Below are 16550 nucleotides of genomic sequence, written 5' to 3' on the forward strand. Positions count from 1 at the left end.
TACAACGCAAAACCTGTAGGAGCGAGCCTGCTCGCGATGACGCCGGCACATCCAACATCTTCCTGGACTGACCCACCGCTATGGCGAGCAGGCTCGCTCCCACATACCTTTCACCCCGACTCGACTACACCTTGAACCGCGCCACCGTCTCATGCAGTGAGCCGGCCATCTGCGCCAGGTCCTGGCCGGCCGTGTCGGTATGCCGTGCCCCCAGCAGCACCTGCTCCGACAGGTTGCGAATGCCCACCAGGTTGCGATCCACCTCCCGGGCTACCAGGGCTTGTTGTTCCGTGGCACTGGCGATCATCAAGTTGCGCTCGTTGATTTGCGAAATGGAGCGGGCGATTTCATCCAGGGCGTCACCGGAGCGCTGGGCGACCTGCAAGGTGGCCTGTACCCGCTCGCTGCTGCTTTGCATGGCCGTCACGGCGTGCCCGCTGTCCTGGCGGATGTTGCCGATCATGTCCTCGATTTCACGGGTCGAGTCCTGAGTACGATGGGCCAGTGCGCGGACTTCGTCGGCCACCACCGCAAAGCCACGCCCGGCATCACCGGCCCGGGCGGCTTCGATGGCGGCGTTCAGGGCCAGGAGATTGGTCTGCTCGGCGATGCCGCGGATCACGTCCAGCACCGAACTGATGTCCTCGACCCGCCCTGCCAACTGCTGGATGCGCGCCGAAGTGTCCGTCACACCGTCCGCCAACGCCGAAATGGAAGCGACCGTTTGCTGAACCTGTTCACGGCCACGCTGGGCGGTCTGCTCGGAGACCCGCGAGGCTTCGCTGGTGCTCACGGCGTTGCGCGCCACCTCGTCCACCGCCGCCGTCATCTGGTTCACCGCCGCCGCAGCCTGCTCGATCTCCATGCCCTGCAACTGCAGCGTGCTATTGGTCTGGCTGCTCACCGCACTCAGCTCTTCGGATGAACTGGCCACCCGGTCTACCGAGGCCGCAATGTGACGGACCATGGTGTTGAGGCTCTGCTGCATGTCGTGCATGTTGCTCATCACACTGTCGTTGGCGCCGACGCCCACCGGTACCCGAATCGTGAGGTCACCCTGGGCGATGTGGCTCAGCACCCGTGCGGCATCATCGGGTTCACCGCCCAACGGACGGGTCACGCTGCGGGTTACCAGTATCGCCACGGTACTCACCAGGGCCAGGCAAGCCAGGACCAGTGTCAACATGTTGCGCCGCGCGTCGCTGTAGCGCGCCTGGGCCAGGCGCTCACGCTCGACAAAGAGCTTTCCCTGCATCGCCATCAGCCCTTCCAGGCTTTTGTACACCTCAAGCTCGGCCGGGATCACACCCTGCCTGAGTTGCGTCAGCGCATCATCCGTCGCGCCCTGGCGGATCAATGCCTGCACCTGGACGAACGCGGCCACGTAAGCCTCTCGATGCTTCTTCAGTTCGGCAAAAGCTGCCTTGCCTTCGGGTTGAAACAACAGCGGCTCCAGCGTCGCGAAGGCCTCGGTGATGCGTTGCCGCGTGGCATCGATGGATTGCTGCACCTGGGTGTTGTTCTTGTCGATCAGCAAGTCCCGGGTATTCCTGGCGTTATCGCGCACACCTGTGGCGATCACCATGATCGGGTCGATCTTCGGCCAATCCTGCCTGACGATCTGCTCGGCCTGGTCGCGCAACACAGCCAGGTCGTGCAAGGCGTACAACGCCAGGGCGATCAAGGCCAGTGGCGCGATGGCAAAGCCGATCACGATACGCTGGGCGGTGGTGAGTCTGGTCATATCAAATGCTCCCTGTTCAACTACCTGCCGATCCGGCAGCGCATTTGAAAACCTTGGAAAAAAGAGTGGCCCGGTCATCCCGGGCCGCGGTGTCGTGCGTCCCGACAGCGGTTTAGCTGCGCAAAACGAATGACGGGAACAATTCGCGCAGGGCGGCCCACAGTTCGGGCCGCAAGGCGTGTGCCGAAACGCTGGAGAGGTGCGGGTCGAGCATCCGGGCGGTGCGCACCAGTTGCACGGCGAACCGGGTGACACCCCGTTCGCTCAGGCGTCGGGCCAGGGTCAACAGCCGTTCGGGGTCGAACAGATGCCAATGCACCGTGGTGCGACACTCGTAATCCACGCCGCTGTCCAGCAGATGGTCGAGGCTGCGCCAGTTGGCCGTGCCACTGCCCTCGACCCGGGTCACGTCCAGGGCATCTCCGGGCAGCGCCTTGACGTCGAAGCCCACCCAGTCGGCTTGCCTGATCACCTTGGCGAACGCCGTCGGCTTGATACCGGCGCTGTGCAGGCCGATGCGAAAACCCAACTGCCGCACCTCCTCCATGGCCGAGGGCAGGCCGTCCTGCAAGGTCGGCTCACCGCCGCTGAACACCACGGCGTCGAGCAGATCCTGGCGGCGCTGCAGAAACGCCAGCACCCGACACCAATCCACTTCCTCGTTGCCACGTGGCGGGATCAGTTGCGGGTTATGGCAATAACGACAACGCCAGGCGCAGCCCTGGCAAAACAGTACGCAGGCCAGTTGGCCCGGATAATCGAGGGTGGTCAGGGGCACCATGCCCCCGACCCGCAGCACTCGACTCATGGACGCCCGGCCGCGCGTTCAGTGAAATGCACCCGCTCGCGGTGCTCGGATTGCTTGCCAGGATTGAACGCTGCCACCGGGCGGTGATACCCCATCACCCGAGTCCAGACTTCACAACGTTGGCGCTGGGCCAGTGGACGATTGCTCGATTCATTCATGGTGAAACTCCTTGCGGTGGATGATCGGATCAGTGAACGCTGCGTGCCTGCTGCTGTTGCAGCAACAACGCCTCGTCACATTTGGGACAGAACTCGTGTTCACCGGCCAGGTAGCCGTGCACCGGGCAGATGGAAAACGTCGGCGTGACCGTCAGGTACGGCAGCCGGAAGCGCCCCAGGGCCTTGCGCACCAATTGCTTGCAGGCCTGGGTGGAAGAAATCTGTTCGGCCATGTACAGGTGCAACACGGTGCCACCGGTGTACTTGCATTGCAGTTGGTCTTGCAGCTCCAGGGCCTCGAACGGATCGTCGGTAAACCCCACCGGCAGTTGCGAAGAGTTGGTGTAGTACGGCGCAACCGGGCTGCCGGCCTGCAGGATATCGGGGTAGCGCTTGAGGTCTTCCTTGGCGAAACGATAGGTGGTGCCTTCGGCCGGCGTGGCTTCCAGGTTATAGAGGTGGCCGGTTTCCTCCTGGAAACGCAGCAGCGTCGCCCGCACGTGATCCAGCAACCGCAATGCGAACTCGCGCCCCTGCTCGGTGTGCAGCCCTTGTTGGTCGTCGGTGAAGTTGCGCAGCATTTCGTGCAGGCCGTTCACGCCGATGGTGGAAAAGTGATTGCGCAAGGTACCCAGGTAACGCTTGGTGTAGGGATACAGGCCGGCATCCATGTGGTGCTGGATCACCTTGCGCTTGACCTCCAGGCTTTCCTTCGCCAGTTCCATCAGGGTATCGAGACGTTGCAACAGCGCACTGGTGTTGCCCTTGTACAGATAGCCCAGCCGTGCGCAGTTGATCGTCACCACTCCCAGGGAGCCGGTCTGCTCCGCCGAACCGAACAAGCCGCCACCGCGCTTGAGCAGCTCGCGCACGTCCAGTTGCAGACGGCAGCACATTGACCGCACCTGGTTGGGTTGCATGTCCGAGTTGAGGAAATTCTGGAAGTACGGCAAGCCGTAGCGGGCGGTCATTTCGAACAGGCGGTCGGCGTTTTCACTGTCCCATGGAAAATCGTGGGTGATGTTGTAGGTCGGGATCGGGAAGGTGAACACCCGCCCTTTCGCATCGCCGGCCTGCATCACCTCAATGTAGGCACGATTGATCAGCTCCATTTCCGCTTGCAGGTCGCCATAGGCGAACGGCATCTCTTCGCCGCCGATGATCGGAATCTGCTCACGCAGATCCTGCGGGCAGACCCAATCGAACGTCAGGTTGGTAAACGGCGTTTGCGTGCCCCAGCGCGATGGGACGTTGAGGTTGTAGATGAACTCCTGCAACGACTGGCGGACCTCGTCGTAGTTGAGCCGGTCCTTGCGCACGTAGGGCGCCAAATAGGTATCGAATGAGCTGAAGGCCTGGGCCCCGGCCCATTCGTTCTGCAGGGTGCCAAGAAAATTCACCATCTGCCCCAGGGCGCTGCTCAAATGCTTGGGCGGCCCGGCCTCGACCCGCCCCGGCACGCCATTGAGGCCTTCGTGCAACAGCGTGCGCAAGGACCAGCCGGCACAGTAGCCCGCGAGCATGTCCAAGTCATGGATGTGCAGGTCGGCCTCGCGGTGCGCCTCGCCGATGGCCTGGCTGTAGACTTCGTCGAGCCAATAGTTGGCGGTGACCTTGCCGGACACGTTGAGGATCAACCCGCCGAGGGAATAACCCTGGTTGGCGTTGGCCTGCACACGCCAGTCTTCACGGTCGAGGTATTCGTTCATCGAGGTCGCGACTTCCACCAGGGTGCGACGATCCCGGCGCAGGCGTCCGTGTTGCTCGCGATAAACGATGTAGGCACGCATGGCGAGGAAGAAACCGGCATCCATCAGCACCCGCTCGACCCGGTCCTGGATCTGCTCGACGTTCAATCGCGACTGCCCTTCCAACCGGGCAAGCACGGCTTTGAGCAGCTCTTCGGCTTCGGCCTCGGCATACTCGCTGGTGGCCTTGCCGGCAGCGATCAGCGCCTGACGAATCTTGTCCGCATCAAAGGCGACCACACTGCCGTCGCGCTTGTGCAGGCGGTTGCACCCTACTGAGATCAACGTGCTTTGCATTTGGGCTCCAGACACTACATATAGACTATTTAAGTTCATAAAACACAATATGCAGTGGAGAGTACGGGTTGAAGGCTGGTTTGCAATTGACTGATGTCAAGAATCGGGGGAGTCAATTGATAGGGATGTGACTGGGCTGCCGTCATCGCGAGCAGGCTCGCTCCCACAGGGGACTTGGGTGAACACAGATCTCGCAATCAACCCAAACCCAATGTGGGAGCGAGCCTGCTCGCGATAGCGCCAGCACAGGCAACGATGCTCCTCACCCCCCACTCATGTTCATGAACCGCACGATCTGCACCTCCCCATCCGGGTTGAAGTCGTGGCGCAGGGGCTTGCCGCGCAAGGCGTGTTGCACCGCCTGGATCACCGGCTGATCATCCAGCGGATAGCGCCGCAACAGGCCACGCAGGTCGAGGGAGTTCTCTTGCCCAAGGCACAGCAGCAAGCGCCCTTCAACGGTCATGCGTACCCGGTTGCAACTGGCGCAGAAGTTGTGGGTGTTCGGCGAAATGAAGCCGATCCGGGTTGCACAATGCTGCTCCAGGCGTACATAGCGCGCCGGCCCGCCGCTGTTCTCGGCACTGTCGAGCAATCGGTGATGACGGGCGATCACGGCCCGCACCTCGTCACTGGAACAGAACGACTCACCCCGGGAACGCCCTACTTCTCCCAACGGCATTTCCTCGATGAAGCTGATATCAATGCGCTGCTCGATGGCGTATTGCACCAACGCCGGCACCTCATCGAAATTGCGCCCTTTCATCACCACGCAGTTGAGCTTGACCCGCTCGAACCCGGCCGTCTTCGCCGCTTCAATGCCCGCCAGCACCTGGTCGAGGTTGCCGTTACGGGTGATGGCCCGAAAGCGTTCCCCGTCCAGGCTGTCGAGGCTGATGTTCATGCGCTTGACACCAGCGTCGACCAGCGGCCGGGCCAACCGCCCCAGCTGCGAGCCGTTGCTGGTCATCACCAGCTCCCGCAGGCCGGGCAATGCCGCGATGTCGCGGCACAACCCGACGATGCCCGGGCGAATCAACGGCTCGCCGCCGGTCAGGCGGATCTTCTTCACCCCCAGGCCGACGAACAGCCGCGCCAACCGCTGGAGCTCTTCCAGGGTCAATACCTGCTGGCGCGGCAGGAAGGTCATGTTCTTCGCCATGCAATACACACAACGAAAATCACAACGATCGGTCACCGACATCCGCAAATAATCGATCTGGCGCCCAAATCCATCCTGCAGCACAGCGTTCATGAATGCCCCCTGTTCGAAGCGATGCTCACTGCACCAACGGCGAGTCGGCGCCCTGAAGATGAATGCCACGGATGTCCGCCGCACCGATCAGGGTTTGCAGGTACTGCACCAGGGCTTTCTGCCAGACGCCCTGCTGCAACTGAGTGCGGATCGCCGTCGCCACCGCCTCGTAAGGCAAGGGCTGGCCGTCGATACGCTGGTCGATGCTGATCACGTGCCAGCCATAGCGACTCTCCAGCGGTTTTCCGCACAATCCCGCCGGCAGGGCAAACAACTGGCGCTCCAGCTCGGGCACGGTCTGCCCCTTGCTGATCTGCCCCAGCGACCCGCCCTGCTCCTTGGACGGACAAGCCGAATGCATCCGGGCCAGATCGGCGAAGCTGCCCGGGGCCTGGTCCAGTCTTTCCAGCAGCAGCTCGGCCTGGACATGCGCGAGGCTGCGACCCTCGGCGTCGTCCGGCGCGCATTCGAGCAGGATATGCCGCACTGCCAGCAGCGGTGCGCTGTGAAAGCGCGCCCGGTTGCTTTCGTAGTAGCGCAAGCAGGTCGCCTCGTCGCATTGCGGCACCTGCACTTCGCGCTCGAGCAGCAGCCGCGTCGCCGCCTCCTCGTTTTCACCGGCACCGACCTGCAGGGACAAGCCCAGCTCGGTAATGCGTTGCTGGAGCAACTCCCGAATCACCAGAGCCCGCGCCGCCTGATAGACCGCATCCTCACGGCTTCGCGCCGGGTGATACTGCAGCTCCTGGGCCATCGCCTGCGGGGTGATCGAGACCCCGTTGACGCTGATGATCGGCCACTCCTGCTCACTGCTGGCGATCAACTGCGGCGGCGCTTGCTCAACCGCCACCGGCTCGAACTGCACCGCCCCCAGGGGCGCGACGTCCGCCACGGGCGCCGCTTTTGCCGAAGAACCACAGCCGCCGCTGCCGCCGTTACCACCACCACATCCGCATCCACTGGCCATGATCGCCTCCTCAGAATTTCTGCCGAACGATTTGATAACGCCGTCCCAGGTACCAGACCGGCGCACTGACGATGTGCACCAGGCGGGTGAACGGAAACAGCACGAACAGGGTCAGGCCCAGCAGCACATGGAGCTTGTAGACCAGGCCCACCGGCGCAATCGACGTGGCAGCGTCAACCGGACGCAACAACACAGTGTTCTGCGCCCAGTCGGCCAGCATCACCATCACCGAACCGTCCATGTGGGCAGTGGAGGCAACGATGGTCATCAGCCCCAGTACCAACTGCACCAGCAATACCACCAACACCAGGATGTCCGAGGTATTGGACGTAGCGCGAACCCGCGGGTCGCTCAAGCGCCGGTTGAGCAGCATCAGCAAACCGATCAGGCCCAGTGCGCCGAAGAAGCCACCGGACACCATCGCCAACAACTGCTTGTTCTCGGTGCTCAGGACATGGTGGTAGACCGCCGACGGCGTCAGCAGGCCCACGAAGTGGCCGGCCAGCACGAACAGCACGCCGACGTGGAACAGGTTGCTCGCCACCCGCATGCCGCGGTTGCTCAGCATCTGGCTGGAGCCGGCTTTCCAGGTGTATTGGGCCAGGTCGAACCGCGCCCAGCTACCGATCAGGCAGATCGCCAGGGCGACATAGGGGTACACCCCGAACAACAACAGATCCCACTTAGACATTGCCCACCTCCCCGGCCGGCGCAGCGGCCCGCCCTTCATGCTGAAAATCCACCCAATGCAACGGCACCGCACTTTCTTCCCGGGACCTGCCCGGCGCGCTCGGCAGCGAACTGCAACGGTCCTGCTGTTCGGCCTTCATGAAATCCACCGCCTCTTCCTCCCAGACCCGGTCCAGTGCTTCGAGGGAGTCATCCCGTGGCTCGGCCTTCACTTGCTCACGCAACTCGGCGACCGCGCCCTGGGGTTCGGCCCCGGCGATCTGCAGCAAGGCCCGGAAGCAACTGGCGTAGGCGCTTTCACGCTCATCCAGGCGCGCGGCGAGCAAGGCCAGCAGGTGTGCGACATCCGCCAGACCCTCGCGGGCCTCGAGGTCCTCACGGGTGGAGAGATATTCCAGGTACAACGGGATGTAGTCGGGAAGCTCCTTCACGCCGATGGCGAAACCGGCCGCTTCGTACTGGGCCATCATGTCCACCATGGCCTGGCCCCGGTCGCGGGACTCGCCGTGGACATGTTCGAACAGCAACAGCGACAGCGAACGTCCACGGCCGAACAACGCGCCGTAGTGTTCCTGGCCGTCCATCAGGTCTTTGCCGCAGATCACCTCCAACAATTCGAACAATCCGGCACGCTGGTTTGGGCTGATTTCCCGGGCCTGAAGAATCGCTTGTTCCAACTCGTCACGACCGGCTACCAGGGTTTCGGTCGGGTAGTCGAGCAGCAACGAAATCACCTTGAGAATGCGCATGCTCATTCCTCCCACAACTGCACGGTCTTGATCACGTCACGACGGTTGGCCTTCTTGCCGCCAAACATGTTGGTGTCGGAGCTGCCGCTGCAACCGCTGCCGAAACTGAAGCCGCACCCGGAACGCTCGGCGAACGCATCGCTCATGGCGTCTTCGCGGTGGGCACTCGGCACGACGAAGCGGTCTTCGTAGTTGGCGATGGCCAGGTAGCGGTACATCTCCTCGACCTGGTTCACGCTCAAGCCGACATCGGCCAGCACTTGCAGGTCCTTCACGCCGTCCACCTGTTCGGAGCGCTTGTAGGCACGCATCGCCAGCAGACGCTTGAGGGCCAGCTTGACCGGCTTTTCATCGCCGGCGGTCAGCAGGTTGGCCAGGTAGCGCAGCGGGATCCGCAGGCTGTCGACGTCCGGGATCACCCCGTTCATGCCCACGGTGCCGGCGGCGGCAGCGTTCTGGATCGGCGACAGTGGCGGTACGTACCAGACCATCGGCAAGGTGCGGTATTCCGGGTGCAGAGGCAGCGCAAGCTTCCAATCCACGGCCATCTTGTAGACCGGCGAGCGTTGCGCCGAATCGATCACCGACTGTGGCACGCCATCGGCCAGGGCCTGGCGAATCACCGCCGGGTCGTTCGGGTCGAGGAAGATCTCCAGTTGCTTCTCGTACAGGTCCTGTTCGTTGGCGGTGCTCGCCACTTCGCTGATGCGGTCGGCGTCATACAGCAATACGCCGAGGTAGCGAATCCGGCCGACGCAGGTCTCCGCACAGACCGTTGGCATCCCGGCTTCGATGCGCGGGTAGCAGAAGATGCATTTTTCCGACTTGCCGCTCTTCCAGTTGAAATAGATCTTCTTGTACGGGCAGCCGCTGATGCACATGCGCCAGCCGCGGCATTTTTCCTGGTCGATCAGGACGATGCCGTCCTCTTCGCGCTTGTAGATCGCACCGCTCGGGCAGGACGCCGCGCATGCCGGGTTCAGGCAGTGCTCGCACAGGCGCGGCAGGTACATCATGAAGGTGTTTTCGTACTCGCCGTAGATGTCCGCCTGGATCTTGTCGAAGTTCTTGTCCTTGCGCCGCTTGGCGAATTCGGTGCCGAGGATTTCCTCCCAGTTCGGGCCCCACTCGATCTTCTCCATGCGCTTGCCGGAAACCACTGAACGCGGCCGCGCGGTTGGCTGGTGCTCGCCCAGGGGCGCGGTGTGCAGATGCTGGTAATCGAAGTCGAACGGCTCGTAATAGTCGTCCAGGCCCGGCAGGTCCGGGTTGGCGAAGATATTCGCCAACACGCGGAATTTGCCGCCGATGCGTGGGTTGATCGAGCCGTCGGCATTGCGGACCCAGCCACCCTTCCATTTGTCCTGGTTTTCCCATTCCTTGGGGTAGCCGATGCCGGGCTTGGTCTCGACGTTGTTGAACCAGGCGTATTCCATGCCTTCACGGCTGGTCCAGACGTTCTTGCAGGTGATCGAACAGGTGTGGCAACCGATGCATTTGTCCAGGTTCAGGACCATGCCGATCTGTGAACGAATCTTCATTTCAATCTCCTCAATCCAGCTCAGTCGGCAGGGGACGCGGCAGGTCATCGCCGCTGGAACCGTCGAGCCAGTCGACCTTGGCCATCTTGCGCACCACGACGAATTCGTCGCGGTTGCAACCGACCGTGCCGTAATAGTTGAAGCCGTAGGCCTGCTGGGCGTAGCCACCGATCATGTGGGTGGGCTTGAGCACCACGCGGGTCACCGAGTTGTGGTGGCCGCCACGGGTTTTGGTGGTTTCCGAACCGGGCACGTTCACGATCCGTTCCTGGGCGTGGTACATCATCACCATGCCCTCCTTGACCCGCTGGCTGACCACCGCCCGGGCGGTCAGCGCACCGTTGGCGTTGAAGCACTCGACCCAATCGTTGTCCTCGATGCCGGCGCGCCCGGCGTCGATCTCCGAGAGCCAGATGATCGGCCCGCCTCGGCTCAAGGTGAGCATCAGCAAGTTGTCGGTATAGGTGCTGTGGATGCCCCACTTCTGGTGCGGCGTGATCCAGTTGAGGACAATCTCGGTCTCGCCGTTGCTGCGCTTGCCCTTCACCCCTTCGATAGTCCGGGTGTTGACCGGTGGCCGGTAGCTCATCAGCTGTTCGCCGAACGCCTGCATCCATGGGTGATCCTGGTAGAACTGCTGGCGGCCAGTGATGGTGCGCCATGGGATCGACTCGTGAACGTTGGTGTAGCCGGCGTTGTAGCTCACGTGATCGTCTTCCAGGCCAGACCAGGTCGGGCTGGAAATGATCTTGCGCGGCTGGGCCTGGATGTCGCGGAAGCGGATTGCCTCGTGCTCCTTGGACACCGCCAGGTGGCTGTGGTCGATGCCGGTGAACTCCGACAGCGCCGCCCAGGCCTTGACCGCTACGTGGCCATTGGTTTCCGGGGCCAGGGACAGGATCACTTCGGCGGCGTCGATGGCGCTGTCGATTTTTGGCCGGCCCTGGCTGATACCGGCGTCCACTTCGTGGTGGTTCAGCTCGCCGAGGAATTTCACCTCGGTGTCGGTGTTCCAGTTGATGCCCTTGCCGCCATTACCGAGCTTCTCGAGCATCGGACCCAGGGAGGTGAATTGCTTGTAGATGTTCGGGTAGTCGCGTTCCACCACTTGCAGGTTCGGGGCGTTCTTGCCCGGTTGCGGGGCCACCCCGGCAGTTTTCCAGTCGGTGCCGCCAAACGGCTGGGCCAACTCACCGACGCTGTCGTGCATCAACGGGACGGTGACCAGGTCCTTCTCGACACCCAGGTGTCCGACCGACATGGCCGAGAACGCCTTGGCGATGCCCTTGTAGATTTCCCAGTCCGAACGCGACTCCCAGGCCGGATCGATGGCCGCCGACAACGGGTGGATGAACGGGTGCATGTCCGAGGTATTCATGTCGTCTTTTTCGTACCAGGTAGCGGTCGGCAAGACGATGTCGGAGTACACGCAGGTCGAGGACATGCGGAAGTCCAGGGTGGTCACCAGATCGAGTTTGCCGATGGCGCCTTCGTCGACCCATTCGGCCTCGGTCGGCTTGCAGTCACCGACCTGGCCGATGTCTTCGTTCATCACGCCGTTCCTGGTACCGAGCAGGTACTTGAGCATGTACTCGTGGCCCTTGCCCGAAGAACCCAACAGGTTGGAGCGCCAGATGAACATGTTGCGCGGGAAGTTCACCGGGTTGTCGGGCTGCTCGCAGGCGAAGCGCAGCGAGCCGTCCTGCCAGGACTTGACCACGTAGTCCTTGGGTTCCATGCCCGCGGCAGCGGCATCGCGGCAGATGTGCAGCGGGTTGGTGTTGAGCTGCGGCGCACTGGGCAACCAACCGGCGCGTTCGGCGCGGATGTTGTAGTCCAGGGCATGCTCGGGGAACTGCGATTTGTCCGCCAGGGGCGAGAGCACATCGTGCATGCTCATCTTCTCGTGGCGCCATTGGGAGCTGTGGCCGTAGAAGAAACTGGTGCCGTTCATCTGCCGCGAAGGTCGGTTCCAGTCCAGGCCGAAAGCCAGGGGCAGCCAGCCGCACTGCGGACGGAGTTTTTCCTGGCCTACATAGTGAGCCCAGCCGCCGCCGGTCTGACCGATGCAACCGCAGAGCATGAGCATGTTGATCAGCCCGCGGTAGTTCATGTCCATGTGGTACCAGTGGTTCATCGCCGCACCGACGATGATCATCGAACGCCCGCGGGTCTTGTCGGCGTTGTCGGCGAATTCACGGGCGATCTGGATCGCCTTCTCGCGGCTGACACCGGTGATCTGCTCCTGCCAGGCCGGGGTACCAGGCACCGAGGCGTCGTTGTAGTCCTTGGCTACGTTGGCGCCGCCCAGGCCACGGTCGATCGCCAGGTTGGCCGCCGACAGGTCGAATACAGTGGCGACTTTGGCCACGCTGCCGTCGGCCAGCACCACGCTGTGCACCGGCACCCGGCGGAACTGCACCGCGTCACCGGCCACGTGCTGGAAGTATTCCTGGGTTTCACCGGCGAAGTACGGAAAGGCCACTTCGGCCACATCGCCGCCGATCAGGCTCAGCTTCAGGTCGATCTCACGCCCCTCGCCGCCTTCACGGGGCAGGATGTTCCACTTGCCTTTCTCACCCCAGCGATAGCCGATGGAGCCTTGAGGCGACACCAGCTCGCCGGCCGCATCGAGGGCGATGGTTTTCCACTCGGGGTTGTTGTCCTGGCCAAGGTTATCGGTCAGATCGCTGGCCCGCAGGAAGCGATCCGGCTGGTAACCCGAACCCGGCGCAGCACCGAGCATCGGCTTGAGCATCACCAGCACCGGCAAGTCGGTGTAGCGCTTGGCGTAGTCGGTGAAATAGGCGCTGGGCTTGTCCAGGTGAAATTCCTTGAAGATCACATGGTTGAACGCCTGGGCCAGCGCAGCGTCGGTGCCCTGCTTGGGGTTGAGCCACAGGTCGGTGAGCTTGGCGACTTCCGAATAGTCCGGAGTGATCGCCACGGTCTTGGTGCCCTTGTAACGTACCTCGGTAAAGAAGTGCGCGTCGGGAGTACGGGTCTGCGGGACGTTGGAGCCCCAGGCAATAATGTAGTTGGAGTTGTACCAGTCGGCCGATTCAGGCACGTCGGTCTGCTCGCCCCAGACCATCGGCGAGGCCGGTGGCAAGTCGCAGTACCAGTCATAGAAGCTCAGGCAAACGCCACCGATCAGCGACAGGTAGCGCGCACCGGCAGCGTAGCTGACCATCGACATGGCCGGGATCGGCGAGAAGCCCACCACCCGGTCAGGGCCGTGTTGCTTGACGGTATAGACGTTGGCCGCGGCGATGATTTCGTTGACTTCTTCCCAGTTGGAGCGGATGAAGCCACCCATGCCGCGCTTGCTTTTATACGAGTCGGCCTTGGCCTTGTTTTCGACGATACTGGCCCAGGCCTCCACCGGCGGCAGGGTCTGACGGGCGTCACGCCACAGCTTGAGCAATGGCTTGCGTACCTTCGGGTATTTGAGCCGGTTGGCGCTGTAGATGTACCAGCTGTAGCTCGCGCCGCGAGGGCAGCCGCGTGGCTCGTGGTTGGGCAGGTCGTTGCGGGTGCGCGGGTAGTCGGTCTGCTGGGTTTCCCAGGTGATCAGGCCGTTCTTGACGTAGATTTTCCACGAACACGAGCCGGTGCAGTTCACCCCATGGGTGGAGCGCACGATTTTGTCGTACTGCCAGCGGGAACGATAGACGTTCTCCCAGTCCCGGGACTCCTTGCGGGTCTCGCCATGCCCCTCGGAAAACTCGCCTTGCTTGCGGTTGAAGAACCGCAGTTGATCCAGTAAATGACTCACAATGTCTTTCCTCTCAGGCTTGCTCCGCGGGGTCTGCGCCCCGCCCACGCAACAGTTGAATTCGTCTTAGCAGGGAGTCGCGGCGCCCTTGCGCGCGTACCACCACCAGGTCACCACGATGCAGCTCAGGTAGAAGCCGACGAACATGTAGAAGGCCATCTCCGGGCCGCCGGTCAGGGCCATCGAAGTGCCGAAGGACTTGGGAATGAAGAACGCACCGAAGGCACCCATGGCCGAGCTGAAACCCAACACCGCGGCCGATTCCTTGCCGGCGTTCTTGAGTGCTTGCTCACGCAGCTCGGGCTTCTTGCCCAGGGCGGCTTTCTCGTGAAGGGTGCGGAAGATCACCGGGATCATGCGGAAGGTGGAACCGTTGCCCACGCCGGTGGTGATGAACAGCAACATGAACATGCCCAGGAAGCCGTAGAAGCTGCCACCCTGGCCACCTTGCGGCAGGAAGTGCAGGACGCCGAACACCATCGCGATCATCAGCACGAAGTTCCACAAGGTGACTTTCGCGCCACCGAGCTTGTCCGCCAGCCAGCCACCCAACGGCCGTACCAGCGCCCCCACCAGGGGGCCGAGGAAGGCAAACTTGAGCGCAATGACGTCGGGGAACGAGGTCTTGATCAGCAGTGGAAACGCGGCAGAGAAACCGATGAACGAGCCGAACGTGGCCAGGTACAGCCAGCACATCAGCCAGTTGTGCTTGCGCTTGAAAATCACCGCCTGCTCGCTGAACGAAGCACGGGCACTGGATAGGTCGTTCATGCCGAACCAGGCAATCAGCGTCACAGCGAGGATGAACGGCACCCAGATGAAGCCGGCGTTCTGCAGCCACAACGAACTGCCGTCGGCCAGCACCTGGGGTTGACCGCCCATGAAGCCGAACACCCCGAAGGAAATCACCAGCGGCACGCTGAACTGCATCACCGACACGCCCAGGTTGCCCAGGCCGGCGTTCAACCCCAGGGCGGTGCCCTGCTGGGACTTGGGATAGAAGAAGCTGATGTTGGACATGCTCGAGGCGAAGTTGCCACCACCAAAACCGCAGAGCAGCGCGATCAGCACGAACACGCTGTAGGGCGTGGTCGGATTCTGTACGGCGAAGCCCATCCACAGCGCAGGTATCAGCAGCGACGCGGTGCTCAGGGCGGTCCAGCGCCGTCCGCCGAAGATCGGCACCATGAACGAGTAAAACACCCGCAAGGTCGCGCCGGACAGACCCGGCAGTGCCGCCAGCCAGAACAACTGGTCGATACTGAAGCTGAAACCGATGGCATTCAGGCGCACGATCACCGTGCTCCAGACCATCCACACCGCGAAGGCCAGCAGCAGCGCCGGGATCGAGATCCACAGGTTGCGGCGTGCGGTCTGTTTGCCACTGCGGCCCCAGAAGGCCGGGTCTTCCGGGCGCCAGTCATGAATGACCGGGCCTTTGTCAGGCGTTTGCAGAACGGACATGTTCTTCTCCTTGGGCAATGCTGGAAAACGGGGGTTGGCTGGCTAGCGGTTGCATACCCAGCAGCGGGCGCTTGCGCATTTCGCTGAGGTACATCCAGATCAGGGAGACCCAGACCACGCCGTACAGCAACATGAAGCAGGACGAGCGCACGCCGGTGAGGTCCACCAGGGCACCGAACAGGATCGGCAGAACGAAGCCGCCCAGGCCGCCGGCCAGACCGACGATGCCGGACACCGCGCCCATGTTTTTCGGGTAGTCGTTGGCGATATATTTGAAGACCGAGGCCTTGCCGAACGCGAAGGCAATGCCCATCACGAACAGCAGCACGGTGAACAGCGTGGCATTGAGGCCGATGTGAAAGTCGACGAGGCCGTTGACGGTGTGCACTTGCAGTTGGGTCTGGGGGTAGGACAGCAGGAACAGGCAGATCCAGCTCACCCACAACACCCACCAGGTCACGCTCTGGGCGCCCCAGCGATCCGACATCCAGCCACCGACGGCACGCAGTACGCCACCTGGCAGGGAAAAACACGCGGCCAGCAGCGCTGCGCTTTGCAGGCTGAAACCGTATTCCTGCACGTAGTATTTGGTCATCCACAGGGCCAGGGCCACGTAGCCACCAAACACGATCGAGTAGTACTGGCAGTAGCGCCAGACGGCCGGTTCTTTCAATGCCTTGAGTTGTTCGCGCAGGCCCGTGCCACTGACGCTGCGGTGCTCTTTCTTCTCACTGGTAAGGAACCAGAACAGCAACGCGGTAATGAACAGAATGGCGCTGAACACTTTCGGCACCAAGTGCCAGGTGCCCAGGGCGATCAGGGCCGGCGCCAGGAACTTGGTGAGCGCGGAACCGGCGTTGCCTGCACCGAACACGCCCATGGCGAAGCCCTGGTTCTGTTTGTCGAACCATTTGGCGACGTAGGCAACGCCGACCGAAAACGAACCACCGGCCAGGCCGACGAACAGGCCCAGCACCAGGAATTGCCAGAACTCGGAAGCCAGGGTGATCAGGTACAGCGGCAACACGCAGGACAGCATCAACAGAAAGAACACGATCCGTCCGCCAAAGCGATCGGTCAGAATCCCCAGGGGCAGGCGCACCAGCGAACCGGTCAGTACCGGGGTGGCGGCCAGCAGGCCGAACTGGGTTTCGTTGAGGGCCAGCATCTCCTTGATCGGAACGCCCAGCACGGCAAACATCATCCAGACCATGAAGCAGACGGTGAAGGCCAGGGTACTCATCCCCAGTACCAGCCCTTGTTGCACTTGCGCTCGCATCACGACGCTCCCATCAATTGGATGAGCGCAGACTAGTGACGGCTATCCCGCAAAAACTTGACGTGAGTCAAA

The 16550-nt window shown here is 62.4% G+C and carries 12 protein-coding genes; all 12 read right to left on the reverse strand.

All coding sequences use genetic code 11. From position 1 onward, the window contains the following. Window positions 1-124: 124 nt before the first annotated feature. The 12 genes from QZH45_RS17320 to QZH45_RS17375 all read right to left on the reverse strand — a co-directional run bounded on the left by QZH45_RS17320 (window position 125) and on the right by QZH45_RS17375 (window position 16478). The gene (locus QZH45_RS17320) at window positions 125-1744 is read right to left on the reverse strand and encodes a methyl-accepting chemotaxis protein (protein ID WP_069018255.1); all 1620 of its coding nucleotides are present in this window, start codon (window positions 1742-1744) and stop codon (window positions 125-127) included. Between the two features lie 112 nt (window positions 1745-1856). Continuing rightward, window positions 1857-2552 (reverse strand): anaerobic ribonucleoside-triphosphate reductase activating protein, encoded by a 696-nt coding sequence (locus QZH45_RS17325; RefSeq protein WP_055135732.1) that lies wholly within the window; start codon window positions 2550-2552, stop codon window positions 1857-1859. Next, on the reverse strand, window positions 2549-2710 hold the full coding sequence (gene nrdD / locus QZH45_RS17330) for an anaerobic ribonucleoside-triphosphate reductase (protein WP_024780381.1): 162 nt from the start codon (window positions 2708-2710) through the stop codon (window positions 2549-2551). Before nrdD ends, QZH45_RS17325 begins: the two co-directional genes overlap by 4 nt. Window positions 2711-2739: 29 nt before the next feature. Continuing rightward, on the reverse strand, window positions 2740-4755 hold the full coding sequence (locus tag QZH45_RS17335) for a ribonucleoside triphosphate reductase (RefSeq protein ID WP_053191224.1): 2016 nt from the start codon (window positions 4753-4755) through the stop codon (window positions 2740-2742). A 262-nt stretch (window positions 4756-5017) separates the two neighbouring features. Next, on the reverse strand, window positions 5018-6010 hold the full coding sequence (gene moaA, locus QZH45_RS17340) for a GTP 3',8-cyclase MoaA (RefSeq protein ID WP_053191222.1): 993 nt from the start codon (window positions 6008-6010) through the stop codon (window positions 5018-5020). Between the two features lie 25 nt (window positions 6011-6035). Then, window positions 6036-6977, reverse strand: a complete 942-nt coding sequence (locus QZH45_RS17345) for a peptidylprolyl isomerase (RefSeq protein WP_055135731.1) — start codon at window positions 6975-6977, stop codon at window positions 6036-6038. 10 nt (window positions 6978-6987) lie between these two features. Next, entirely contained in the window at window positions 6988-7668 is a 681-nt protein-coding gene (narI, locus tag QZH45_RS17350) for a respiratory nitrate reductase subunit gamma (RefSeq protein WP_024776635.1), read from the reverse strand. Further along, window positions 7661-8416 (reverse strand): nitrate reductase molybdenum cofactor assembly chaperone, encoded by a 756-nt coding sequence (gene narJ, locus QZH45_RS17355; RefSeq protein ID WP_024776634.1) that lies wholly within the window; start codon window positions 8414-8416, stop codon window positions 7661-7663. The genes narI and narJ overlap by 8 nt, the downstream gene beginning before the upstream one ends. Before the next feature lie 2 nt (window positions 8417-8418). Then, entirely contained in the window at window positions 8419-9957 is a 1539-nt protein-coding gene (gene narH / locus QZH45_RS17360) for a nitrate reductase subunit beta (RefSeq protein WP_024776633.1), read from the reverse strand. Window positions 9958-9967: 10 nt separating this feature from the next. Continuing rightward, window positions 9968-13735: a nitrate reductase subunit alpha gene (locus tag QZH45_RS17365; RefSeq protein WP_024776632.1), complete on the reverse strand. Its 3768-nt coding sequence runs from the start codon at window positions 13733-13735 to the stop codon at window positions 9968-9970. Window positions 13736-13801: 66 nt separating this feature from the next. Beyond that, on the reverse strand, window positions 13802-15199 hold the full coding sequence (locus QZH45_RS17370) for a NarK family nitrate/nitrite MFS transporter (RefSeq protein ID WP_055135730.1): 1398 nt from the start codon (window positions 15197-15199) through the stop codon (window positions 13802-13804). Beyond that, complete coding sequence (locus tag QZH45_RS17375; protein ID WP_418323222.1) at window positions 15177-16478, reverse strand: MFS transporter; 1302 nt, start codon at window positions 16476-16478, stop codon at window positions 15177-15179. The genes QZH45_RS17370 and QZH45_RS17375 overlap by 23 nt, the downstream gene beginning before the upstream one ends. Window positions 16479-16550: the final 72 nt, after the last annotated feature.

Origin of the sequence: Pseudomonas corrugata (assembly GCF_050920615.1) — a bacterium.
Lineage (GTDB): Bacteria > Pseudomonadota > Gammaproteobacteria > Pseudomonadales > Pseudomonadaceae > Aquipseudomonas > Aquipseudomonas corrugata.